This window comes from Candidatus Methylopumilus universalis, assembly GCF_006365315.1.
In the GTDB taxonomy this organism is placed as follows: domain Bacteria; phylum Pseudomonadota; class Gammaproteobacteria; order Burkholderiales; family Methylophilaceae; genus Methylopumilus; species Methylopumilus universalis.
The window spans coordinates 210585-235483 of sequence record NZ_CP040968.1; the positions used below are offsets into that span (position 1 = coordinate 210585).

At 36.6% G+C, this 24899-nt stretch carries 25 protein-coding genes; 16 read left to right on the forward strand and 9 right to left on the reverse strand.

Going from position 1 to position 24899, the window contains the following annotated elements:
* Positions 1–72: 72 nt before the first annotated feature.
* Together FIT79_RS01225 and polA are read right to left on the reverse strand one after the other, a co-directional pair.
* The gene (locus tag FIT79_RS01225) at positions 73–822 is read right to left on the reverse strand and encodes a competence/damage-inducible protein A (RefSeq protein ID WP_223259405.1); all 750 of its coding nucleotides are present in this window, start codon (positions 820–822) and stop codon (positions 73–75) included.
* A complete protein-coding gene (gene polA / locus FIT79_RS01230) occupies positions 809–3538 on the reverse strand; it encodes a DNA polymerase I (protein ID WP_139875365.1) in 2730 nt (909 codons plus the stop codon). Before polA ends, FIT79_RS01225 begins: the two co-directional genes overlap by 14 nt.
* 21 nt (positions 3539–3559) lie before the next feature.
* On the opposite strand from polA, the gene FIT79_RS01235 reads away from it, so the two are divergent.
* The 4 genes from FIT79_RS01235 to FIT79_RS01250 are packed head-to-tail and all read left to right on the forward strand — an operon-like array spanning position 3560 to position 6427.
* Positions 3560–4288, forward strand: coding sequence for an LOG family protein (locus tag FIT79_RS01235; protein ID WP_139866946.1), 729 nt, complete (start codon positions 3560–3562; stop codon positions 4286–4288).
* 50 nt (positions 4289–4338) lie between these two features.
* A complete protein-coding gene (locus FIT79_RS01240) occupies positions 4339–4683 on the forward strand; it encodes a DUF2782 domain-containing protein (RefSeq protein ID WP_223254735.1) in 345 nt (114 codons plus the stop codon).
* Between the two features lie 34 nt (positions 4684–4717).
* Positions 4718–5638 carry a homoserine kinase gene (locus tag FIT79_RS01245; protein ID WP_139866948.1) on the forward strand — a complete coding sequence of 307 codons (921 nt, stop codon included), beginning with the start codon at positions 4718–4720 and terminating at the stop codon, positions 5636–5638.
* A gap of 18 nt (positions 5639–5656) precedes the next feature.
* Positions 5657–6427 (forward strand): BPSS1780 family membrane protein, encoded by a 771-nt coding sequence (locus FIT79_RS01250; RefSeq protein ID WP_139866949.1) that lies wholly within the window; start codon positions 5657–5659, stop codon positions 6425–6427.
* On the opposite strand, the gene FIT79_RS01255 is transcribed toward FIT79_RS01250, so the two are convergent.
* The 3 genes from FIT79_RS01255 to FIT79_RS01265 form a co-directional block, all read right to left on the reverse strand.
* Positions 6424–8580 carry a UvrD-helicase domain-containing protein gene (locus FIT79_RS01255; protein ID WP_139875366.1) on the reverse strand — a complete coding sequence of 719 codons (2157 nt, stop codon included), beginning with the start codon at positions 8578–8580 and terminating at the stop codon, positions 6424–6426. The two genes, FIT79_RS01250 and FIT79_RS01255, sit on opposite strands and share 4 nt — an antisense overlap.
* 91 nt (positions 8581–8671) lie before the next feature.
* Positions 8672–10324 carry a chaperonin GroEL gene (gene groL / locus FIT79_RS01260; protein ID WP_139866953.1) on the reverse strand — a complete coding sequence of 551 codons (1653 nt, stop codon included), beginning with the start codon at positions 10322–10324 and terminating at the stop codon, positions 8672–8674.
* Positions 10325–10366: 42 nt separating this feature from the next.
* A complete protein-coding gene (locus tag FIT79_RS01265; protein WP_046487076.1) occupies positions 10367–10654 on the reverse strand; it encodes a co-chaperone GroES in 288 nt (95 codons plus the stop codon).
* 156 nt (positions 10655–10810) lie between these two features.
* Here FIT79_RS01265 and FIT79_RS01270 point away from each other — a divergent pair, with 156 nt between their 5' ends.
* Genes FIT79_RS01270 through FIT79_RS01290 form a run of 5 tightly spaced genes read left to right on the forward strand, consistent with a single transcriptional unit; the run spans position 10811 to position 15490 of the window.
* Complete coding sequence (locus FIT79_RS01270; RefSeq protein ID WP_139866955.1) at positions 10811–11887, forward strand: aldo/keto reductase; 1077 nt, start codon at positions 10811–10813, stop codon at positions 11885–11887.
* 3 nt (positions 11888–11890) lie between these two features.
* Complete coding sequence (bioA, locus tag FIT79_RS01275) at positions 11891–13195, forward strand: adenosylmethionine--8-amino-7-oxononanoate transaminase (RefSeq protein ID WP_139875367.1); 1305 nt, start codon at positions 11891–11893, stop codon at positions 13193–13195.
* 2 nt (positions 13196–13197) lie between these two features.
* A complete protein-coding gene (gene dacB / locus FIT79_RS01280) occupies positions 13198–14589 on the forward strand; it encodes a D-alanyl-D-alanine carboxypeptidase/D-alanyl-D-alanine endopeptidase (RefSeq protein ID WP_139870024.1) in 1392 nt (463 codons plus the stop codon).
* Positions 14590–14615: 26 nt separating this feature from the next.
* Positions 14616–15071: an FKBP-type peptidyl-prolyl cis-trans isomerase gene (locus FIT79_RS01285; RefSeq protein ID WP_420886387.1), complete on the forward strand. Its 456-nt coding sequence runs from the start codon at positions 14616–14618 to the stop codon at positions 15069–15071.
* Positions 15071–15490: an OsmC family protein gene (locus FIT79_RS01290; RefSeq protein WP_139866961.1), complete on the forward strand. Its 420-nt coding sequence runs from the start codon at positions 15071–15073 to the stop codon at positions 15488–15490. The genes FIT79_RS01285 and FIT79_RS01290 overlap by 1 nt, the downstream gene beginning before the upstream one ends.
* A gap of 7 nt (positions 15491–15497) precedes the next feature.
* On the opposite strand, the gene FIT79_RS01295 is transcribed toward FIT79_RS01290, so the two are convergent.
* The 3 genes from FIT79_RS01295 to FIT79_RS01305 are packed head-to-tail and all read right to left on the reverse strand — an operon-like array spanning position 15498 to position 17842.
* Positions 15498–15812: a DUF2322 family protein gene (locus FIT79_RS01295; RefSeq protein ID WP_139866963.1), complete on the reverse strand. Its 315-nt coding sequence runs from the start codon at positions 15810–15812 to the stop codon at positions 15498–15500.
* Between the two features lie 3 nt (positions 15813–15815).
* The gene (coq7, locus tag FIT79_RS01300; RefSeq protein WP_139866964.1) at positions 15816–16436 is read right to left on the reverse strand and encodes a 2-polyprenyl-3-methyl-6-methoxy-1,4-benzoquinone monooxygenase; all 621 of its coding nucleotides are present in this window, start codon (positions 16434–16436) and stop codon (positions 15816–15818) included.
* Positions 16433–17842 carry a S41 family peptidase gene (locus FIT79_RS01305; protein ID WP_139875368.1) on the reverse strand — a complete coding sequence of 470 codons (1410 nt, stop codon included), beginning with the start codon at positions 17840–17842 and terminating at the stop codon, positions 16433–16435. Before FIT79_RS01305 ends, coq7 begins: the two co-directional genes overlap by 4 nt.
* 118 nt (positions 17843–17960) lie before the next feature.
* Between FIT79_RS01305 and FIT79_RS01310 the strand changes: the two genes are divergently transcribed.
* A complete protein-coding gene (locus tag FIT79_RS01310; protein WP_139866968.1) occupies positions 17961–18248 on the forward strand; it encodes an Rdx family protein in 288 nt (95 codons plus the stop codon).
* Here FIT79_RS01310 and FIT79_RS01315 read toward each other — a convergent pair.
* On the reverse strand, positions 18245–18775 hold the full coding sequence (locus FIT79_RS01315) for a C40 family peptidase (RefSeq protein ID WP_139875369.1): 531 nt from the start codon (positions 18773–18775) through the stop codon (positions 18245–18247). The genes FIT79_RS01310 and FIT79_RS01315 overlap by 4 nt on opposite strands.
* A gap of 90 nt (positions 18776–18865) precedes the next feature.
* Here FIT79_RS01315 and FIT79_RS01320 point away from each other — a divergent pair, with 90 nt between their 5' ends.
* The 6 genes from FIT79_RS01320 to FIT79_RS01345 all read left to right on the forward strand — a co-directional run bounded on the left by FIT79_RS01320 (position 18866) and on the right by FIT79_RS01345 (position 24879).
* Complete coding sequence (locus FIT79_RS01320; protein WP_139866972.1) at positions 18866–20797, forward strand: DNA repair helicase YoaA; 1932 nt, start codon at positions 18866–18868, stop codon at positions 20795–20797.
* Between the two features lie 3 nt (positions 20798–20800).
* Positions 20801–21487, forward strand: a complete 687-nt coding sequence (gene tsaB, locus FIT79_RS01325) for a tRNA (adenosine(37)-N6)-threonylcarbamoyltransferase complex dimerization subunit type 1 TsaB (protein ID WP_139875370.1) — start codon at positions 20801–20803, stop codon at positions 21485–21487.
* Entirely contained in the window at positions 21477–21914 is a 438-nt protein-coding gene (rimI, locus tag FIT79_RS01330; protein ID WP_139866976.1) for a ribosomal protein S18-alanine N-acetyltransferase, read from the forward strand. Before tsaB ends, rimI begins: the two co-directional genes overlap by 11 nt.
* The gene (locus FIT79_RS01335; RefSeq protein WP_139875371.1) at positions 21914–22429 is read left to right on the forward strand and encodes a hypothetical protein; all 516 of its coding nucleotides are present in this window, start codon (positions 21914–21916) and stop codon (positions 22427–22429) included. The genes rimI and FIT79_RS01335 overlap by 1 nt, the downstream gene beginning before the upstream one ends.
* 16 nt (positions 22430–22445) lie before the next feature.
* On the forward strand, positions 22446–24170 hold the full coding sequence (locus FIT79_RS01340) for a proline--tRNA ligase (protein WP_139875372.1): 1725 nt from the start codon (positions 22446–22448) through the stop codon (positions 24168–24170).
* A gap of 226 nt (positions 24171–24396) precedes the next feature.
* Entirely contained in the window at positions 24397–24879 is a 483-nt protein-coding gene (locus tag FIT79_RS01345) for a DUF1097 family protein (protein WP_189340252.1), read from the forward strand.
* The last annotated feature ends 20 nt before the right edge of the window (positions 24880–24899 follow it).

The window sequence follows — 24899 nt, forward strand, 5'->3', positions numbered from 1 at the left end:
TGTTTATATTTGCTTAGGGAAAGCTGCCTATTTTATAGGCAAATGGCTTTTTATAAAAGTGAAGTCTTCAAATTACTTATGCCATGCATAGCCTAAATTAACAATTTTAGTTTGTATCTCTAAAAGGGCTTCATCAACTGAATTTGATGGGCCTTTAACACCCAGCTCAATAGTCTTGATGGGCTTTAATTTGGGCAGGCTAAAAAGTTTAATTTCTGGATATTTTTTTACAATCTCATTCATCAAATCGATCAATTTACTTTCACTTACATCATTAATCCAAATCGAAGCTTCGGCAAAATCATTTTGATTTAATAGCTGCTGATAGTGGGTATTGAGAATCCATTCGACCATCGGCCAAGCCATTTCAGGAAAACCTGGCAGGAAATGATAATCATTAATTTTAAATCCAGGAATTTTATTAACGTCGTTTGGAATCAATAATGCACCCTCTGGAATATCTGCCATTAAAACTCTTTTTGGATAAGCTCCATCACCAAAATGTTCTTCAATAAGTTTTACAGCTTCATTATTTCTCATTAATTGAAGATCAAAAGCGATTGCAGCAGCCTGTCTTGTGAAGTCATCTGGTGTTGCACCAATGCCACCAAAAGAGAAAACAACAGTCTTAGAGTTTGTTGACTCTTTGATAGATTGAATAATACTTTTCGAATCGTCTTGAATATATTTCACCCAAGACAATAAAAGACCATATTTTTTTAATGTTTTTTTTAAGTATTCAAAATGTTTATCTTCTCTTTTGCCAGATAAAATTTCATCACCAATAATTAAAGCGCCAAATTCCATTCTAGTGAGCTGCATCCCAATTTAAACCAACACCGATATCTACAATAAGAGGAATATCAAGATTTGCAACGCCCTCCATTAAGACAGGCAATTCTTTTTGTAATATATTGATTTCATCTTGAGGGACTTCAAAAACAAGCTCATCGTGTACCTGCATAATCATCATTGTTTTTAAGTGTGTGTTCTGAGTAAGCCATTGATCAACTGCAATCATTGCTAACTTAATGAGGTCAGCGGCAGTGCCTTGCATGGGAGCATTTATTGCCGCTCTTTCTGCTGCAGCTCTTCTAATTCCATTTGAACTATTAATTTCTGGGATCCATAATCGTCTTCCAAAAAATGTTTCTACATAACCTTTATCTTTAGCAAATAATTTTGCTTCTTCCATATAACGTTTAACGCCAGGATATCTAGCAAAATAAGTCTCAATATAATTTGAGGCAGCACTGCGCTCAATACCAAGTGATTTTGATAAACCGAACACACTCATGCCGTATATCAATCCAAAGTTAATAACCTTGGCATAACGCCTTTGTTCTTGGGAAACGCTGTCTAGGTCGCAACCAAAAATTTCAGCTGCTGTTGATTTATGAATGTCTTCATTATTCCTGAAAGCTTCAAGCAATCGTTTATCTTGAGACAAATGAGCCATGATTCTTAATTCAATTTGAGAATAGTCTGCAGATAGAATAGATGAACCTTCATTCGCTATAAACGCTTCTCTTATTTTTCTGCCTTCCAGGGTTCGGATTGGAATATTTTGTAAATTAGGATCTGAACTTGCAAGACGTCCGGTGATTGCTACAGCTTGGTTATAGCTTGTATGAATGCGACCAGTGTTGGTGTTAATCATTTTTGGTAATTTATCTGTGTATGTTGATTTGAGCTTAGATAGACTTCGATGTTCAAGTAATAATTTGGGTAGAGGATAATCAAGGGCTAAATCTTGTAACACTTCCTCATCCGTAGAAGGCGCACCTGAAGGTGTTTTTTTTAAAGATTTAATACCCAGCTTATTAAATAAAATATCTTGTAATTGTTTAGGTGATGCGAGATTAAAGGGTTGTCCTGCTAATTGATAGGCCTCCTCTTCAAGCAGTAAAATCTTTTTACCAATTTCGTGACTTTGTATATTTAGTTTTTTGTCGTCCACAAGCACGCCATTTCTTTCAATTTTTAAAAGCACCCCAGCGGCGGGCATTTCGATGTTTTCGTAAATGAATTTTAGTGGCGCATCATTTTCAATTGCAGGATTAAAAAATTGATTTAATTGCAATGTAATGTCGGCATCCTCAGACGAATAATGAGATGCCACATCAATATCGACTTCATTAAATCTAATTTGATTTACACCTTTGCCTGCAACTTCTTCGTAACTTACACAGGTATGTCCTAGATGCCTCAAGCTTAAATTATCCATGCCATGGCTTTGATGGCTTTCTGTCACATAGCTTTGAAGCATCGTATCGTGCTTAATACCTTTAAGACATATCCCATGGTTTAAAAAAACATGCGCATCATACTTTATGTTTTGCCCAATTTTCTTGATCTTTTCATCTTCTAACATGGGTTTAAGTATATTTAATACAGTATCAACTGATAACTGATCAGGAGCGCCAGGATAATGATGTGCTAAAGGAATGTAGGCTGCTTCACCAGCAGTTATTGCTATCGATATCCCTACAATTTTTGCCTGCATAGAATCAAGTGAGTTAGTTTCTGTGTCGACACAGACATATTTTTTATCTTTGATTTTTTCTAGCCATATATGTAATAGATCTTTGTCGAATATCGTGTCGTATTTTATTTTAGAAATAAAATGACTGGGTGATTTGATAGATATTTTTTCTTCACTACTTTTGCTTGATAAATTTTCCTGATAGCTGCCTTCTTTAATTTCGTTAAGCCAATTTTTAAATTCAAATCTCTGATATAAATTTTCTAAAGTGGACGGATCCTGTGCTTTAGGTTTGAAATTATCCCAATTTTTGTCGATATCTAAATCGCATCGAATCGTAATAAGATCTTTGGCTTTAGGAATCCAATCGAGTGATTTTCTTAAATTTTCACCGACGACACCTGAGAATTGTGCAGCATTCTTTACGATATTGTCGAGTGTTTGATATTCATTAAGCCATTTCAATGCAGTCTTAGGACCGACTTTCTCAACACCAGGGACGTTATCTGAAGTGTCTCCAATAAGTGTTAAGTAATCGATAATTTGATTAGGCATCAACCCAAATTTGTTTTTGACACCTTCGATATCAAGCTTTTCATTTGTCATCGTATTAATCAAAGTGACATGCTTATTTACAAGTTGAGCCAAATCCTTATCGCCTGTAGAAACGACGACATTAAATTGATGTTGAGTAGCTTCCTTGCATAATGTACCAATGACATCATCAGCTTCAACTCCTTCTTGAATGATAATAGGCCAACCCATCGCTGTAATTGCTTCATGAAGCGGTTGGATTTGAGCTCTTAAATCATCAGGCATCGCTGATCGATTGGCCTTATACTCAGGGTAAAGATCATTTCTGAAAGTTTTTCCTTTTGCATCAAAAACGCAAGCGCTATAATCAGAAGGAAACTCTTTATGGAGTTTTCGGAGCATATTTAAGACGCCATAAATAGCCCCAGTAGGTTCTTGGTGACTGTTTCTAAGGTCAGGTAATCCATGGAATGCTCGATAGAGATAAGATGAGCCATCGACCAATAATAGTGTTTTCATTGTTTAACTTTGAAAGTTTTTATGTCAGCAGATAAAAAGATACCTAAATTTAACGGCCCAGAATTGTTTGATGAAACTCATAACGAGAGCGAATCCTGGTATGCATTTGAAATTATGTCAGAATTTGTTGGTGCCACCGAAAAACTTAAAAAAATAACCCCTGCCGTATCCGTGTTTGGCAGTGCTAGGGTTAGTGAAGACCATCCTTATTACAAGCTCACCGTCGATATAGCAGAGGCGCTATCCAACTCCGGATTTAGTGTTATTTCTGGCGGCGGTCCCGGTCTTATGGAAGCCGTGAATAAAGGAGCTTCCCTAGGCAAGGGCCCTAGTATTGGACTTAATATTAACTTGCCGCACGAACAAAAATCGAACGACTATCAGGATATTTCAATCAATTTTAAATATTTCTTTATGCGTAAAGTGATGTTTATTAAGTACGCTTCAGCTTACGTCGTATTACCAGGTGGATTTGGAACTCTTGATGAATTAATGGAAGTCATCACACTGATTCAAACAGGTAAATCAAGAAAAATCCCTATCATTTTAGTAGGAAAAGAGTTCTGGTCTGGCTTATTAGACTGGTTAAAAGACAAAATCGTAAATGAGGGCATGGCTGAATTAAAAGACTTAGATTTGATCCAAATTCTTGAGGGGCCCAAAGAGATAGTAGATGCGATATTTAACCACTATGAATCGATTGGTTTTACGCTAACGCCAGCGGAGAGAAAAGCTCAGCTTTACTTATAAATTATCAAATAAACCATACCATCTATAGGTTTTTTGCTAGAATCTTGTGTATGAAAATACAAAATTTAATTAAAGCTTTTTTATTGGCGACTGTCTTCATGAGTTTAAATGTAATGGCTGAAAAAAAACTCGAGCTTTTAGAAGAAGTGAAGCCGCCGCCAAAGAATTTTGAAAGCGATATTGTGGATGAACCTCAAATTACCATCACCAAAAAAGGTGCTGATACAGTCGAGGAATACCGCATTAATGGAGAGCTTTATATGATGAAAGTAACACCCCCTGCTGGTGGACCTTCATATTATCTATTGAAGGAAGACCAAGACGGTGGTTGGGCTAAATATGACGGCCCTAGCCAGCCGCTTACTGTGCCTAAATGGGTAATATTTAGATTCTAAATTTTTTTTGAAAGGGCTTTAAGCCCTTTTTTTTATGTCTGTCTATACATCAGTTAATATTGAAGAATTAAAAATCTGGCTTCAAGATTATGCTTTAGATAATCTCACTGATTATCAAGGTATCAAGTCTGGAATCACGAACACTAATTATTTTTTGATGACGGCACATGATCGTTTTGTTTTAACACTCTTCGAAAAAAACACCATAGAAGATCTCCCGTATTTTGTAGATCTCATGGCTCACTTAGCTAAAAATTCATTTTTGTGCCCCAAGCCGATTTTCAAAAATAACGGCACAGCTTTAAGTATTTTAAAAAATAAACCTGCTTTAATCGTGACATGCTTAAAAGGCAAAGAGCTCAACAAACCTGAAGTTAAGCATTGCAAGGCTGTGGGTGCAAGTCTCGCAGAGCTGCATATGAAATCAGCTAATTTTACAGCTCAACATCAAAATACAAGAGACCTTAACTGGATTAAAAAAACAGCTGAAACTTTATTTAGTGAATTGCCCCAAGATGAGAGTCTCTTATTAAGAGAAGAAATTCTTTACCAAGAAAAGAAAAATTATAAGCTGCCTAAATCCACTATTCATGGAGACCTATTTCGAGACAATGTGCTCTTTTTAAATGATCAAGTATCAGGGTTTATTGACTTTTATTATGCTTGCACAGATTATCTTATCTTAGATGTAGCGATCGCCGTAAATGATTGGTGCGTAAATAATGATGGATCTTTTGATGAGGCGAGATTGAATGCTTTCTTAGATGCCTATAAAAAGATAAGATCTTTTAATGATGATGAAGATCAAGCTTGGAATGATATATTGAGATTAGCGTCTCTTAGGTTCTGGGTTTCAAGACTTAACGATTTCTATCATATAGAAGAAGGTGAGCTTACCTTCATAAAAGACCCTGACCATTTTAAGAAAATTTTAAAGCAACGCATTAGCGGATAAATTTTAAGGTAAATTCATATGAAAAAAATTACATTCCGTGATTCCATTCGCTGGAATAAAGAGAGCTTCATGCTCTTCAAAAAGACGCCTAATCAATCATTGATGCTTAGCTTAGCTTATCTTTTTATTTTTATGCTCTTACCTTCAATGCCTATGATTCAAATTTTTTCAATTGCGTCTATCTTGATTTGGCCAGTTTTTTTGGTATTCGCGGTTAACTTCTACAAGACTCATGACAAAAATAAGGAAGAAAAATTTATAGCCGTTTTCGAAAAAATTAAACCTAGGCTGCCAACATTGCTAACACTTGGCTTCATTTGCTTAATTTATGCGGGTATGGTGACGATGGTTTTAAATTCTGAAATGCAGGGTTTTATTCAAATATCAGAAAAAAATAATGAGCTTTTGACAGTGATGAATAATTTTGTCCCCATGATAGGAAAATTAATCTTACTCCTACTTCCGCTTCTTATGGCTACTTGGTTCTCACCAATGCTGATCGTTTATAACAACTACTCACTTTTTAAAGCAATCAAATCTAGTATCGCCGGATGCTTAATGTATATTTTTCCTCTAGGTCTTTCATGGTTTATTTTTTCAACAATAGCAATATTATTTATGTTGTCATGTGGGTTATTGATTGGATCTCTCGCTTCATTCTTTCCCGCCATAGGACCCTCACTAATGGGAGCGATTATTTTCTTCGCACTTCTCGTGATTACATCAGTGATGTTTGCGTTTCAATATATTAGTTACCGAGATATTTTTAAGTCTGCTAGAAGTTATTAGTGTTTGAAGAGTTTTGCGTATTCCATTGCAAGCCATTTGGTACCTGCTTTGCTAAATTTAATTTGGATTCTTAAATCATCCGCATTTCCTTCATAACCTAAAACAGTTCCCTGGCCAAATTTTTCATGCATTACAGATTCACCAATTCGCCAGGAATGCTTCTGCTGAGAAGGTTGTGAATAATTCTCTTCAATCTGATCTACATTATTCTTAAAATTAATGGTGTTAATGTTTTTGACGAGATTCTCAGGGATTTCTTCTAAGAATCTTGATGGCATTCCATATCTTGTTTGACCATGGAGCATTCTTGATAATGCATAGCTTAAGTATAGTTTTGATCGGGCTCTCGTCACAGCAACATACATAAGCCTTCTTTCTTCCTCAAGCCCTTTGGATTCGAAGAGACTTTGTTCGTGCGGACATAAACCTTCTTCAAGGCCTGAAATAAATACTACATCAAATTCTAATCCTTTAGATGAGTGAATCGTCATAAGTTGAATAGCATCTGAACCTTCGCTTGCTTGCATATCACCACTTTCTAAAGAGGAATAATTCAAAAAATCTCCAAGTGGATTTGTAGACTCATTGTTATCATTGTTAAGAAAGGTTGCGGCCGCAGAAACTAATTCATTTAAGTTAGAGACCCTATCTAAACCATCTTTTTCATTGGTATAGTGATCCTTTAGTCCTGATTCGTTAATAATAAGATCAATCATTTGTGGAAGCGTTAATCCTTCGAAGCCGCTTTCAATATGTTTGATGAGATGGACAAAATAAGGCAAACCTTTTTTAATTGTGAGTGTTTGATCTGATGACTTCACTGCAGCATCCCAAAGGCTACAACCATCTCGCCTAGATGTATCTTGAAGACTTTCTAATGACCGACTTCCAATACCGCGTGTTGGAAAATTTACAATTCTTAAAAATGCACTGTCATCATTTTTATTTGCAATGAGTCTCAAATAAGCAATAGCATGTTTAATTTCGGCACGCTCAAAGAAACGTAATCCACCATAAACACGATAAGGTAGGTTAGATGAAAAAATATTATGTTCGAGAATGCGCGACTGTGCATTGCTTCTATAAAGAATTGCAATATGATTGAGCGAGACACCTTCCCTATGAAGCATTTTGATTTCATCTACAATAAACTTGGCTTCATCAATGTCGGTATGACCTGTATAAATTCGAATAGGATCGCCCTCTCCAGCCGAAGTCCATAAGTTCTTGCCTAATCTATTTTTGTTATGATCAATGATGGCATTTGCGGTATTAAGAATGTTACTTTTAGATCTGTAGTTTTGTTCTAGCTTAATAATTTGTTTAACATGGAAATCTCTTTCAAGATCTTTCATGTTGCCAACTCTAGCTCCTCTAAAGCTATAGATAGATTGATCATCATCCCCCACAGCAAATACAAAACTGCTGCTACCCGCAAGAAGTTTTAACCATTTATATTGAAGTTCGCTCGTGTCTTGAAACTCATCAATGAGAATATGCTTAAATCGATCTTGATAATGCTGGCGAATAGCTATTTTTTTTTCAAAAAGTTCATAGCATCTTAGAAGCAATTCACCAAAATCAACTAGACCTTCTTTTTGGCATTGTTTCTCATACTCAAGATAGATTTCATTTAATTTTTTTGAGTGTGTGTCATAAGTATCGGCATGCGCAGCCCTTAAGCCCTCATCTTTGCATCCATTGATATAATGCTGTACTTGTTTTGGTGCATATGTTTCATCGTCCACATTCATGACTTTCATAGTTCTTTTGATGAGAGATAACTGATCTTGGCTATCTAGTATTTGGAACGTCTCAGGTAAATCAGCATCTCTTGCATGCGTTTTAAGAAATCTATTACATAAACCATGGAATGTACCTACCCACATACCTCTTGTATTAATGGGAAGCTGCATAGTAATTCTTTGCAGCATTTCTTTTGCGGCTTTATTGGTAAATGTTACAGCGATAAGGCCAAAAGGACTCACCACATTTGTTTGAATAAGCCATGCAATTCTGGAGGTGAGTACTTTAGTTTTGCCACTCCCTGCGCCAGCGAGAATGAGTGCAGATTCATTTTGAAGTGTTACAGCTTCAATTTGTTTTTCATTTAAATCTTTAAATTGATTTTGGTTGGGCAGGGATAGGGTCATGAGGTGTAATGCTATCCTAATTTATTACTAGATAAAAAAAAGATTAAAAAAAAGACCTCCTAAGAGGTCTATTTTTATTAATGCTTTTGAGTTACATCATACCGCCCATGCCACCCATACCGCCCATACCGCCCATATCACCACCGCCCATTGCTGGAGAGTCATCTTTAGGAAGATCAGCAATCATACAGTCAGTCGTTAACATAAGGCCTGCGACAGATGCTGCATGTTGCAATGCAGAGCGAGTTACTTTAGTTGGGTCTAACACACCCATCTCAACCATATCACCATAAGTCTCGTTAGCTGCATTAAATCCGTAGTTGCCTTTGCCAGCTACTACATTATTAACCACTACAGATGGCTCTACACCAGCATTCGCAACGATTTGTCTTAAGGGCTCTTCAACAGCACGAAGCACAATACGAACACCAGCTTCTTGATCTGCATTTTCACCTTTAACTTTTGCAATCGCATCACGCGCTCTAATTAAAGCAACACCGCCGCCAGCAACAATACCTTCTTCAACTGCAGCTCTTGTTGCATGGAGTGCATCTTCAACGCGCGCTTTTTTTTCTTTCATTTCAATTTCAGTTGTTGCACCTACTTTAATTACAGCAACGCCACCTGCAAGCTTTGCAACACGTTCTTGAAGTTTTTCTTTGTCGTAGTCACTAGTAGCTTCTTCGATTTGTGTTTTGATTTGAGCGATACGTGACTTAATATTTTTTTCGTCAGCAGCACCATCAATAATGATAGTGTTTTCTTTGCCCACTTCAATTCTTTTCGCTTGCCCTAAATCTTCAATCTTAATTGTTTCTAATTTCAAACCTACTTCGTCTGAAATCACTGTAGCACCTGTAAGAATTGCAATATCCTCAAGCATTGCTTTTCTTCTATCACCAAAACCAGGTGCTTTAACTGCGACAGTCTTTAAGATGCCACGAATATTATTTACAACTAAAGTAGCCAGCGCTTCACCTTCAATATCTTCAGCAATAATAAGAAGAGGGCGGCTTGATTTTGCTACTTGTTCCAATGCCGGAAGAAGATCTCTAATATTAGATATTTTTTTATCATGTAAAAGAATAAAAGGATTATCTAACAATGCAATTTGTCGATCTGAATTATTTATGAAGTAAGGTGAAAGATATCCGCGATCAAATTGCATACCTTCTACAACGTCTAACTCATTTGTTAAGCCTGAACCATCTTCAACAGTGATTACACCTTCTTTACCTACTTTATCCATCGCATCTGCAATGATTTGTCCGATAGAGTGATCAGAGTTAGCAGATATTGAACCTACTTGAGCAATTTCTTTACTTGTTGTACATGGCTTACTTAATTTTTTAAGTTCAGCAACACCAGCTTCAACAGCTTTATCGATGCCTCTTTTAAGATCCATTGGATTCATACCTGCGGCTACTGATTTCATACCTTCACGAATGATCGCTTGAGCTAAAACAGTTGCCGTCGTCGTTCCATCGCCTGCGATATCAGAAGTTTTAGATGCAACTTCTTTAACCATTTGCGCGCCCATGTTTTCAAATTTATCTTTAAGTTCGATTTCCTTTGCAACTGATACACCATCTTTAGTGATTGTAGGTGCGCCGAATGAACGCTCCAGAACAACATTTCTACCTTTAGGGCCGAGTGTAACTTTAACTGCATTTGCTAAAATATTTACACCAGTAATCATCTTTTGGCGAACGTCGTCACCAAATCTTACGTCTTTTGCTGCCATTTTTTATTTCTCCAAAATATTTACGAATTAATGTTTAAGGCTTTATTCAACAATGCCCATGATGTCTTCTTCACGCATCACAAGTAATTCTTCACCATCGACTTTAACTGCCTGGCCAGCGTATTTTCCAAATAAAACTTTATCGCCTACTTTGACGTCTAGTTTTTTAACACTGCCATCTTCTAGGATTTTTCCATTGCCTACTGCTTGGACTGTTCCTTGGTCTGGTTTTTCTGTTGCGCCGTCAGGAATAACAATGCCTGATGCTGTTGTACGTTCTTCTTCAAGACGCTTTACAATTACGCGATCATGTAAAGGGCGAATTTTCATTTCATATTCTCCTAATAGTGTATTCTTTGAAAATTAATCAAAATCGAAAACATGAGCGATTAGCACTCAATGTCATAGAGTGCTAATAATAGGGACGAAAGTCTAAAATTTCAAGTGCTATTTCGTTAAATATCTGAATTTAAACATTATTTTTATATGAGTTATTACATAGAAAAGCAAGACTATCGAAACCTAGGGCAATCTAATTTGCTTATTTCACCCATTACTTTGGGGACGATGACCTTTGGTGAGCAAAATACAGAGGCTGAGGCATTTTTGCAGCTTGATTGGGCGATATCACACGGTATTAATTTTATTGATACGGCCGAGATGTATCCCGTTCCGCCAAAAGAAAATACTTTTACGGCGACCGAAATCATCATAGGTAATTGGCTAAAAAAACAAAAAAGAGATGACATTGTTTTGGCGACTAAAGCTGCGGGGCCTAGAAGATCACTCCATTGGATTCGCAATGGTCCTAAGGCGTTTGATGAGCAAAATTTTCGTGCGGCACTTGAAGGTTCTTTAAAAAGACTTCAAACAGATTATATTGATTTGTATCAGCTCCACTGGCCCGAAAGAAATGTGCCTATGTTTGGCCAATACAAATTTGATCCAAGCGGTGAAATGGAAGGTTCAAAATTAAAAGAATGGGTCTCTATAAATGAACAGTTAGAGGCATTAGCTAAGTTAGTGCAAGAAGGTAAGATTAAATATATCGGTATCTCAAATGAGCAGTCCTGGGGCGTGATGGAATTTATTCGTATTGCAAGAGAAAAGAATTTGCCTCTTATAGCTTCAGTTCAGAATTGTTATAACCTCATTAATAGGGGGTTAGAGTTTGGGATGACAGAAATCTTCTATCGAGAAAAGATCGGTTTTTTAGCTTACTCCCCTTTAGCTTTTGGACATCTCACCGGTAAATATTTAAAGAATATCGATGAAAAAGGTCGCGTCACATTGTTTAAAGGCTTCGCACAAAGATATGACAAGCCTAATGTCTTCCCTGCTGTGAGGGCTTATGAAGCATTAGCATTAAAACATGACATGACATTGACTGAGATGGCTTTAGCATTTGTTTATCATCAATGGTTTGTAACATCCACCATCATAGGCGCAACATCGGTTGATCAATTAAAAGAAAATATTGAGGCGTTCAAAAGAAGATTACCTCAAGAATTATTAGATGATATTGAAAGAATTCATCTTACTCATATGAATCCGGCACCTTAATGTATGAAGAATCAGCAGTTTATTGATAGAAGTTTAAAAAATTTGTGGCATCCATGCACGCAAATGAAAATTCAACAAGCCCAATCCCTTATCCCGATTAAGCGAGGTGAGGGAGTTTGGTTGTACGATTACAATGAAAAAAAATATTTAGACGCAATAAGTTCGTGGTGGGTTAATTTATTTGGCCACAATCAAAGCGAAATTAAAAAATACATCACAGACCAGCTTGATCTAATAGAGCACGTGATGCTTGCAGGTTTAACACATGAGCCTGCTATCCTTCTCTCCGAAAAGTTAAGTAGTATCACAAACTTAGGCCACGCTTTTTATGGCAGCGATGGATCTAATGCTATTGAAATCGCTATTAAAATGAGCGTGCATTATTGGAGGAATAAAGGGTGTCCTAAAAAAAATAAAATAATTTATTTGGAAAATAGTTACCATGGAGAAACGCTCGGTGCTTTATCTGTGACAGACATAAAACTTTTTCGAAAAAATTATGCTTCATTGATTAAAAAAAATAATCCTATCAAGACGCCAGACTGGCGATATGCTGACAAAGGTGAAACATCCGAATCCTATGCATTAAGATGTATTGAAGATTTAGAAATATATCTTCAAGACAATCATCAACACATAGCAGCTTTTATTATAGAGCCGCTTGTGCAATGCGCAACAGGCATGGGGATGTATCACGCAACTTATTTAGCAAAAGCCAGAGCGCTTTGTACAAAGTATCAAATCCATCTTATTGACGATGAAATTGCAGTTGGTTTCGGAAGAACAGGAAAAATGTTTGCATTTGAGCATGCACAAATAAAACCTGATTTTATTTGTCTCTCAAAAGGATTAACAGGCGGCTATCTTCCTCTGTCATCTGTATTAACGACTGATGACATTTATATGGCATTTTATGAAGATAAGATAGAAAAAGGATTTCTTCATTCGCATAGCTATACAGGTAATCCGCTCGCTTGCAGTGCAGCATTAGGCACATTAAGTTACTTTGAAAATCATGATGTGATTAATCAAAATAATCAAACCTCAGCTTATATATCGGAACGCATAAAGACACTCGAAACATTACCTATTTCTAATTTAAGAAATGTAGGCATGATATGGGCATTTGAGCTTGAAGAAGCCTCAAAAAACACAATAAAAAAAATAACTATGAAAGCCATTAAGAATGGGCTATTCATAAGACCAATAGGGAATACCATTTACTTTATGCCGCCTTATGTTATTAACCATGTCGACATAGATTTTATGATTGATACAACTTTAGAAGCAATCCAGTCATACGTATAAATATGCGAATACTAATTTTGATTTATGCGTTATGGACGCATGCTGCATTTGCGGATACTAATGCCATTAATAAAATACTCAATCGCGCTGAGCTTTCAAAAGAAAACTACTCGCTTTATATTAAAAATATATCGAAGCAAAATGTAGTGTTTAGTTATAACGAACAAAAAGCATTTAATCCAGCTTCAGTGATGAAGCTCGTGACGACATACGCTGGACTCCAACTTTTAGGCCCACAGTTCCAATGGAAGACAGAGGTACTTTATAAGGGCGCCATAAAAAATAAGCACCTTTATGGCAACCTTATTATTAAAGCTTATGGCGATCCCACACTCACTTATGCAGATCTTTCAGAAATTATCGAGAAAGTTCAACAGCAGGGTATTTTGCACATTCATGGCAATGTTATTTTTGATGAAAGTTTCTTCGGGAAATTGGAAGATCAAGATGCTATTGATGATAAAAAATATCGAGCCTATAACGTCAATCCAAAATCTTTTGTAGTGAACGAGAACACAGTCAACTTTAAATTTTCAATCATTAATGAAAAAATTAAAATACAAACCTTTCCTGAAATTAAAACGCTAAAAGTTATTAATCATTTAAAACTTACTGATCAGGGGTGTAATGATTGGAAAGATAGTCTTGGGTATGAAATAGAGACGAAATTAAATGTGACGGAGATTAAATTTAGCGGTCGCTTTGATAAGGCTTGTGAAAGTAAAAATATTGATTTGTCTGTGATGGGTATTGATCGCTTACCTCAGGCCTTATTTGAAAAGCTTTGGAAGCTCCACGGTGGAAGCGTAGAGGGTGAATTTAAAAACACCTATCAACATATTGCCGACACGCTTAAGATTTACGAGCACCAATCGAGACCGTTAAGTCTCGTTGTGAGAGATGTTAACAAATATAGCCAAAATTTAATTGCTAGGAATTTATTGCTTACTATTCTTGCAGAAAATAATGGCAATCCCATTACTGAAAATGAGGCGGGAAGATTTATTAAAGAATCTTTAATGAAAGGAAAAGTTAATCTTGATTCTCTTGAGATGGATAACGGCGCTGGACTATCAAGGAATGCAAAAGTGAATTCTGAGAATCTAGGCTTTTTATTAGAAAAAGCCTACACCGATACCTATATGCCTGAATTTATAGCATCGCTTCCAAATATAGGGATAGACGGTACTTTGAAGAGTAGAGGAAAAAAATTATCTGTTGCAAAGCATGCCTATTTAAAAACAGGCAGTATTCAAAATGTCAGCGCTATTGCAGGATATATTTTTGATAAAAATAATGACGTGAAAGTTTTTGTATTTATAGCAAATGATCCTAAGGCAAACGAATCATCTAAAATACAAGACGAGCTGATTGAATGGACTTATCTTAATTAAACTTAAGGAATGTTAATATGCGATATATGAATGTGATTAAATTTATTTTAGCTTTTAGTATTATTTTAATTAATATTGATTTGGCTTTTGCTGAATCAAAAATCTCACAAAAGGAATTGAAATTGGAAAAAAATATCACTACATTAGTTATTAAAGATAATGTCCTAGGAAATGGACGGCAAGCTGAAAAGGGGCTTGCAGTAACTGTTCATTACACCGGCTGGTTATACGACCCTAATCAAAAAGATGGCAAGGGCAAAAAATTTGATAGCTCATTAGATCGCAATGATCCTTTCGTTTTTAATTTAGGTGGTGGTCAGGTAATACGGGGTTGGGATGATGGAGTGGATGGTATGAAAATTCATGGCAAAAGGACACTCATTATTCCTCCAGAAATGGGTTATGGATCTAGAGGAGCGGGTGGCGTTATTCCACCAAATGCCACTTTAATTTTTGATGTTGAGTTGCTTGGAGTTAAATAATGAAAGCTCGGGTTAAGTGGGTTGAGAATGTATGTTTTATTGGTGAGTCCGAGTCAAATCATTCAGTGATCTTAGATGGACCCGAAGAGTTAGGTGGCAGAAAATTAGGTATGCGACCTATGGAAATGTTACTGATTGGCATGGGAGGGTGCACATCATTTGATGTGGTCACCATTCTCAAGAAATCAAGACAAGCTATCAGTGATTGTTATGCTGAAATTGAAGCTACGAGAGCTGATACAGTGCCAAAAGTATTCACTAAGATACATATTCATTTTGTACTAAAAGGTGAGAACTTAGACAAAGATCAGGTTGAGCGAGCGATTAAGTTATCTGCTGAAAAATATTGCTCAGCTTCGATCATGCTATCCAAATCAGTTGAAATTACTCACGATTTTGAAATTAAAGAAGGTGATTAAGCCGTAATTAATGTTTAATAATTCTTAAATCGAGAGGCTCTTCATTTTCCATTACGGAAAGAAGGCGATCAATATTTGGATGTTTTCCTGGGTTCTTTTGTGCATCCTCAGTATGTTCCGAATATAAATCAAGACCTTCAATCGCAGCATCTAAAGTAATTGAACCAAAAAGCTTCCAAAGATGTTGGTAGACTTTAATAGAGCCTTGGCTTCCGGGCTTATTCTCGATAGAGCCTATTAATGTATTATTTTTATAAATCTCGATGCGATCAATATGATCTGAATTATCGAGTGTCAATAGAATTTCATTGAATTTTTGCATTGATTAAATTTTTGCAGAGAGCGTAGTCATAACTTTTGATGTTAATGACATTGCTTTTTTGACTTGATGAGGCAATTCGATACCACCTAATTCCTTTGCTTTGGCTGCATGCTGTTCTTCATCGTTCGCCATCACTTCTAAAATTTTATTAGTTTTAAGATCTTTTTTTGATATTTTATTTAAGTGATTTGTTAAATGTTGTGTTACTTGACGTTCTGTTTCAGCTAAAAATCCTAAGTTATATTTTTCACCTAATACGCTTGCAAAAGAGCCCATTAAGAACGATCCCGTATACCAAATAGGATTAAGAAGGCTGGTTTTGCCCCCTAGTTCATGAATTCTAGTATTACACCAATCAAGATGATCAATTTCTTCCTTGGAAGCTTTTTTTAAAGACTCCGTCCCTTCGCCATGCGGATTGAAAAGAAGTTGTCCGCTATATAAAGCTTGTGCGCATACCTCACCCGCATGATTGACTCGCATCAATTCGATGGTGCGTTTTTTTTCGTCTGGAGTTAATTCGGTATCTTCAATGTGAAGATCAGGTCTTGGTCTTGAGCCCTTAGGTTTGGAAAATAAAACCTTCAGGCCCTTATCAAATTCAATAATGAGATCATCAATCATTTGTTTTGAATAATTTGTAGGCCTTTGAGAATATTCATCGCTTCTTGAAATTGCTTATCTGCTTTACTTGCAGGTTCAATCGGGCCTGATGGCGTATCAGAAGTTTTCTTTTTCTCTTCTTCAGGTTTTTTGATTGGTGGAGCTAAAGGTTTGCTATCTTTATCTTTAGGTGCAACATTCGTATCCGTATCTTTTGGATTTGAAAGATGGTTTGTAAGATCCGCTTCTTTAGTCATAAATGAAGGATCGCTTCCGTCATCAACAATGATATCAGGCACAATCCCTTTAGCCTGAATAGATCTTCCTTTAGGCGTAAAGTATCTTGCTGTTGTCATCTTAATCGCCGTACCGTTATTCATAGGCAGAATACTTTGTACAGAGCCTTTACCAAAACTTTGCATACCTACAATCAAAGCTCTCTTATGATCTTGGAGTGCGCCTGCTACAATTTCAGATGCAGATGCTGAACCGTTATTTACTAAAACAGCCATGGGTGTTGTTCTAATATCCTCTGGAAAATCTTTAAGGTAGTCATCTTTGCCCCCGCCTTTTAAATAATCCCCTGGTACAGCTGTTAAGTGCATTTTTGAATCTTGTGCACGACCTTCGGTATAAACGACTAAGTCACCTTTTGGCAAGAAGGCAGCAGATACACCTACAGCGGCATTCAATAGACCGCCTGGATTATTTCTAAGATCAAGCAATATACCTTTTAATGGTGTTTTATTTTGCTGGCGAAGATTTTTTAGGAGCTTCGCTAAATCTTCACCTGTATGTTCTTGGAATTGAGCGACACGAACGTAAGCGTAATTAGGTTCAACAAGCTTTCCTTTAACGCTTTGTGACTTGATGATGGCGCGCACTAGATTAAAAGTTAAAGGTTTAGTTTCCCCCTTTCTTAATACAGTGAGAACAATGCTGGTCCCTGGTTTACCACGCATTTTTTTAACTGAGTCATTAAGCGTTAAGCCTTTTGTCGAAGTCTCATCTAATTTCATGATAAGGTCGCCGCTCTTCAGACCTGCTTTATAAGCTGGACTATCTTCAATCGGAGAAACCACTTTTACAAAACCATCTTCCATGCCGACTTCAATACCAAGACCACCAAACTCACCTTGAGTGGCTTGATTTAAGTCCTTAAAATCTTCGGTATTTAGGAAAGAAGAGTGAGGATCAAGTCCTGTTAACATGCCGTTGAGTGCTTCGTTAATAAGCTTCTTGTCTTCTACAGGCTCAACATAGTCAGATTTAATTTTGCCAAAGACTTCAGCAAAAGTTCTAAGCTCATCAACGGGTAAATTATTTTTTTCAGCTTTATCCGCAAAGACGGGTAAATTTAAACTGATTAGAACACCAATAATAGCGCCACAGGCTATAAGGGTAAATTTTTCGAATTTTGAGCGCATGTAGGACTTTCGTAATAAGCTATTAAGCAGTAATTATTTAATAATAAAGCATTCTGTCTTTTTGTTTGCCTTATATCAATAGGCTTGAATAAATATATTTTAAGAATACCTTTGAACCATGGGAACTAAATCTAAAACATATGAAATCGAAATTCAATTTTGCACTCAATGTGGCTGGCTTCCCAGAGCATCATGGATGATGCAGGAGATATTAACGACTTTTCAGGATGAAATTTTATCAGTCACATTAACCCCAAAGTCAGGCGGAATTTTTGAAATTTTCCTAGATAAAGAAAAAATCTATTCTAGATCGGACTTCGGAGGATTCCTGGATATTAAGGATATTAAAAAATTGATTAGAGATAAGATTAACCCAGGAAAAAACCTAGGTCACACTGATCTTTAGAGTGTTTCTTCTGGATCAACTCTCGTTGCGCCATTAAATCTTTTATGCCAATAGTTTTTTGTAAGATTTTCTACGCGAATAGTTTTTCCTGTGCGTGGCGCGTGTATAAATTCATTATTTCCCACATAGATACCAACATGAGAGAACTTAGATTTTCTTGTATTAAAAAACACAAGATCCCCCGGTTGTAAGTCCTCAAATTTTATAGTTTCACCAATCTTACTAAGTGATCTGGCACTTGGCGGAAGGCTTAAATTTAGCGCTTGCTCGAATACATATTTTACAAACTGACTACAATCAAAACCCGTTTCTGGTTTTGAGCCACCTAACTTATATTTAATACCCGTAAGCTCATAAGCTTTATCAATGATAAGAGGGATGTTGTTAGTCCATTGTTTATCAACTACTGGTGTCGACTCTGAGGCTACCACCGAGTCTTGACTGCTAACATTAATTGAATCAACTTCAGCCCAAGCGGGACTTGAAAATGCAAGTATTAAAAGGGTAATTAGCGTTTTGAAATTCATAGTTTGAAAATGAGTTAATTTAAGACATTTTACCATTTAAGGTGTGTTTGTGAAATCGGAGTTTCATCTGCATGAGATAATCCTGGGACCATGAATGAACTATTTATTAAACAATTTTTTAGTGAAAAAGGCGAGCTATCTCAGAGTATTGAAGATTATCGTCTGAGACAGGAGCAGGTCGACATCTCGGTGTTAATTGACGAAGCTATCACAAATAAAAAAAAGTTAATTGTTGAGGCCGGAACGGGTATTGGTAAAACTTTTGCGTATCTTGTGCCAGCGTTTTTGTCTGGCGGGAAAATTATTATTTCTACGGCTACCAAAAATCTTCAGGATCAGTTGTTTACTAAAGATATTCCCATGATTAGAGATGCATTAAATGTCCCCGTGACTCTAGCAATGTTGAAGGGCAGATCAAACTATCTATGTCATTTGCGATTAGAAAACGCCATGATCGAAGGCGCATTTATGACCAAAGAAGATGTCACTTATTTGCATCTCGTTAATCAACATGCGAAGCATAGTATGGATGGCGATAGATCAGAATTGGATACAATTCCAGAGAGCTCCTCCATATGGCCCCAGGTGACCTCTACTAAAGAAAATTGTTTAGGTCAGGATTGTAGTTTTTATAAAGAGTGCTTTGTTATGAACGCCAGAAAAAAAGCATTGACTGCTGATGTCACGATCGTGAATCACCATTTATTTTTTGCCGACCTTAACATGAAGGAAGAAGGCATATCCGAACTTCTACCAAAAGCCACTACTGTTATTTTTGATGAGGCCCATCAAATACCTGACATCGCATCTATTTTCTTTGGAAAAAATGTTTCAACGGCTCAAATTAGCGAGATCGTTCAGGATGGCTATCAAATTTATTTGAAACATATGAAAGACGTTTCAGATTTTGAAACAATTTTAAATGATCTAGAAAAAGCAAATAAAGATTTTAGACTTGTATTTCCAAGGGAATCTAATCGATACCCATACCAAAAAATTTCTACTTTTAGCCGATTCGACTCTGCTTACGAAAACTTAATTGAAAAACTCAAAACATTAATTCAGTTATTGGCTCATCACAAAGACAGGGATACGGAGATTGAAAAGTATTTTGATAGTTCGAATGAAATAATTTCCAATTTTGATAATTGGCGTGACGATAAAGATAACAACTCAATAAAGTGGGTAGAGGTTTATTCTCAGTCCGTGCAACTTAATAATACCCCCTTATCGATTGCCGATATGTTTGCAAAACATATCAATAATGAATTAACTTCATGGATCTTTACATCTGCAACTCTCGCTGTAAAAAATAATTTTGATCATTTCAAAAGTCAGCTAGGTTTAACAGATGCGGATTCTGTTTCTAAGGAAAGTCCATTTAACTACGCTGAAAAGGCTTTACTTTTTGTACCTAAACTAATGCCAGATGCTAATCATGAGAACTTTAACTTTGCGGTTGTTAATCAAATTTATCCCTTTATCAAAGCGAGCAAAGGTAGGGCATTTATTTTATGTACTACACTAAAGTCTATGCGGGAGATATTTACGCTCCTTCAAGATAAAATTGAAACGGATCAGTTGGATTACCCCATATACCTTCAGGGCGATGGTTCAAGGAATCATCTTTTAAATAAGTTTAGAGAACACGGTCACGCTGTCCTCATAGGCTCTTTAAGTTTTTGGGAGGGGGTTGATGTGAAGGGAGATGCCCTATCATTAGTGGTAATAGATAAATTGCCTTTTTTTTCGCCAGAAGATCCGGTGCTCGCTGCGAGAATTGATAAAATTAACAAAAGTGGAAAGAATGCCTTCATGGAATATCAGTTACCTAACGCAGTGATTACTTTAAAGCAGGGAGCTGGTCGATTAATTCGCGATGAATTTGATAAGGGCGTACTGGTGATATGTGATACAAGAATTATTGAAAAAGCTTATGGAAAAAGAATGTGGCAGAGCCTGCCTCCTTTCGCTCGATCACGAGATGATTTAGAGGTTATCCAGTTCCTAGAAAAAATTTAATCTATGAAAATCTTATCTTTAGATACTTCGACCGAATATATGTCTTTAGGCTTAAAAATTGATGAGGATTTTTACTCGATCAATATCAAGGCTGGACAGACTCACTCAGAAATTGTCTTGCCGGAAATAAAAAAATTACTAAGCGAGCATCAATTAACCATAACGGATCTTGATGCTGTTGCATTTGGCAGAGGTCCAGGTTCATTTACAGGGATTAGAATTGCATGCGGCATAGCTTATGGATTGGGCTATGGTGCATCGATTCCAGTCATCGGTGTTAATAATCTTTTGGCACTTGCTGAGGCATCAGGTAAAGATAAAGTGGTCAGTGGTATTGATGCCAGAATGGGTGAAATATATTTAAGTGCTTACATAAAAGAGGGGAAAACATTTTCAGAGCCTATACTCGAAGGTGTTTATAAGCCTCATGAATTGCCCCAGCTTAAGGGCTTAGGTTGGACCTTAGTTGGAAATGCAATTGAGACATACGAAAAGCAAATGAAAGATCACTTTGGTCAGCAGATTGAAGAAGTTATTTTTGGCCCCTATGAAGTGGTCGAATCCATTTCTAAACTCGCAATGCCCCTCATTAAAAATAAATTATTCAAGCTGATTCATGCCGAACCTCTCTACTTAAGAAATAAAGTGGCCTTTACGACCGAAGAGCGAAAGTCATTGAATGCAGTTTAGTGACTTCAAAGAGATTGATTTAAGCGCGATTGAATTGATTGAAAATGAAGTTCATGCTTACCCTTGGACGCGAGGTAATTTTTTAGATTCAATAAAATCAAGTCACACATGTTTTATGATGAAGGCAAATGAAGAAATCATAGGGTATGCGGTCATAATGTTTGTATTAGATGAGTGTCACATACTTAATATAAGCATAAAAAAAAGTATGCAAAGGAAAGGCTATGGTTCGGATTTACTTAAAGAAGTAATTCGTCGTTCAGAGTTGGCTCATTCTAAAACGATTTATCTTGAAGTTAGGATGTCCAATCATGCCGCTATTCACTTGTATGACAAACATGGGTTTAATGAAATGAGCATTAGAAAAGATTATTATCGTGCTAAAGAAGGGCGGGAAGATGCAGTTTTAATGGGGCTCGAGATTTGATGGATGCTGAATACACAAAAAGAATTTTAAAGGAACTTGAATTATTTCCCCTTTGGAAATTAAAAGACAAGGATATTGCTTTATCTATTTCAAAAGAAGAGATAAAGCCCATTGAGACCGATTTATTTTTTGTATTCAAAATTAATTGTGTAGAAGGATCGTTATTACTTTTAAGCCAGAATTTTGTATTGGAACAGGAAGGGGCTGTACAAGAATTATTTTTAAATATTGCAAAATTTATTACAACGACGATAGGTCAAGACACATTCCAGAAAAATCATTTATTAATACTCACTAAAGATCAATTAAGCGATCTATGCCTAAATACTCCTCCAAAGCATATGCTAGCTTTTGGGTTAAATAATCAGTTTTTTGAAGAATACAAAACAAATAATTTGATGAATAATGTCACTTTGAACATTAAGCATACGCTTGATCTTAATCATCTTCTTCAAAACCCAAAAGATAAGAAATTAGTTTGGGAAAATATTTTAGATTTAATTAAAGACTTTTAAAAAAGAAAGAACATTAATGCTTGCATCAAAATTTTACATTTCAACCCTAAAGGAGGCGCCATCAGAGGCTGAGCTTATTAGTCATAAACTTATGATTCGCGCAGGCTTTATTAAGCGACTCGGTTCAGGCCTTTATTCTTGGATGCCACTTGGCTTAAAAGTTTTAAGAAAAATTGAAGCGATTATTAGAAATGAAATGAATAAGGCAGGGGCCTTAGAGTTATTAATGCCAGCCATACAGCCAGCTGAGCTATGGGAAGAGACAGGGCGATGGGAACTCTTCGGACCACAGATGTTAAAAATCAAAGATCGCCATGATCGAAGTTTTTGTTTTGGACCGACGCACGAAGAAGTGATCACAGATATTGCTAGAAAAGAAATTAATAGCTACAAGCAGCTGCCTATTAATTTTTATCAGATTCAAATGAAATTTAGGGATGAAATTAGACCTCGTTTCGGGGTGATGCGTGCTCGCGAGTTTCTTATGAAGGACGCCTATTCTTTCCACGCCTCAAAAAACTCTCTGCAAGAAACCTACGAGACGATGTATCAGGCCTATACCAATATTTTTAATAAGATAGGTCTTCAGTTTAGAGCAGTTAAAGCGGATACCGGTGCAATTGGAGGAGACGGGTCACATGAGTTTCATGTCTTAGCTGATTCCGGTGAAGATGCGATTGCATATAGCTCGGTTTCTGACTATGCCGCTAACATTGAATTAGCAGAAGCTATTCTTCAGGATCATAAAAGGCCAGATGCAATAGAGAAGATGGTTAGATTTGACACACCTAAACAGACGACATGTGACGACGTCGCTAAGTTAATTGGCGCATCTACTAAGAAGACAATCAAAACGATAGCCCTTATCAATCAAACTAATGAAGCGAATGAGTTTTTCTTGGCTCTTCTTCGCGGCGATCATGAACTTAATGAAGTGAAATTATCTAAACTAAAAGGATTTGAGAATTTCCGTTTTGCAACTGAAGATGAAGTGAAAGAGCATCTTAAATGCCCACCAGGATTTATTGGGCCTGTAGGAGTTAAATCTTCTATAAAAATTATAGCGGACAAGTCCGTCGGTATTCTATCTGATTTTATCTGCGGAGCTAACGAGCCCAAGCTTCATCTAAAAGGGGTAAATTTTGTGCGAGACGTTCCGGAGCCACTACTTTATGCAGATATAAGAAAAGTGGTTGAAGGTGATGTTAGTCCAGATAAGCAAGGCATGCTTCAAATATGCAGAGGGATTGAAGTAGGCCATATTTTTCAGTTGGGTAATAAATACTCTAAAGCGATGAAAGCTGAATATTTAGATGAAAATGGCCAGACTCAAACTTTAGAGATGGGCTGTTACGGTATAGGAGTGTCACGCATTGTAGCTGCTGCTATTGAGCAATCACATGATGATAAGGGCATTGTTTTTCCTATTAATATCGCACCTTTCGAAGTGGTGATTGCACCTATAGGTTACGACAAAAGTATTGAAGTTAAAGCTTCGGCTCATAAAATTTATGATGCGCTTCAGGCTTTAGGAGTTGACGTCTTGCTCGATGACCGAGGAGAGCGCCCGGGGATTATGTTTGCCGAGATGGAGTTGATAGGTATTCCTTATAGAATTGTCATTGGTGATCGTAATTTAAAAGAAGGTAAAGTCGAGTTCCAAGGTCGATTGGATCAAGAGTCTAAGTTAGTTGATGAATATCAAATAGTTAAAGAAATTAAATCTTTGTTAGTCCATTGAAAATTTAACCAATTTATTCATAAGTATTTGATTTAATTTAGTTTTTTTTGTCAAGCATTTATTACAAAATAATTACAATTAAGGGGTGTATTTGTTAAAAAAAAGGGTTAATATTCGGCAAGTAGTTAGTAATCAATGACCTGGAAGACTAGGCCCATATGATAACTAAGTGCTCAAGTACTACAGCTCTTTGATGTATATACAGTCAACTAACTTAGGAGATGTTATGTCGAAATCATTAGCAGTAGCAATTAGTGTTGGTGTAATAGCAGGTCTTTGGACTTTCCTCGGAAGTGGTTATCTCAGCTTTGCAAGTATCGCGATTGGTTTTATAGCTTGGGCTGCTTCTGGCCTAGTTGGCAAATCAGACGCAATGCAAAAAACAGTTATTGGAATGACGTTCGGCGCAATTATTGCATCAGTTGCAGTTTATTTAGCGGGTGTTGAACTACCGCTTATAGGTGCAAATATCGCAGTAGGCGTTGGTGTAGCAGCACTCATTCTTGTTCTGGTTGCTGATAAGGTGTCTCAAGTTGCTAATGTTGGCGTAAATGTTTTAGGTTTTGCGTCAGCTTTCACACTATCACCAAGTGCAGCTAGTATCGGTGCAATGGATTTATCTAATCCAGTAGCTATTGTTTTAGTTTCAAGTATCTTGGGCGTAGTTGCAGGTAACTTAGCAGGAAGACTTGCCGCTGCAATTAAATAATTGTTTTAAATAAAAAAACG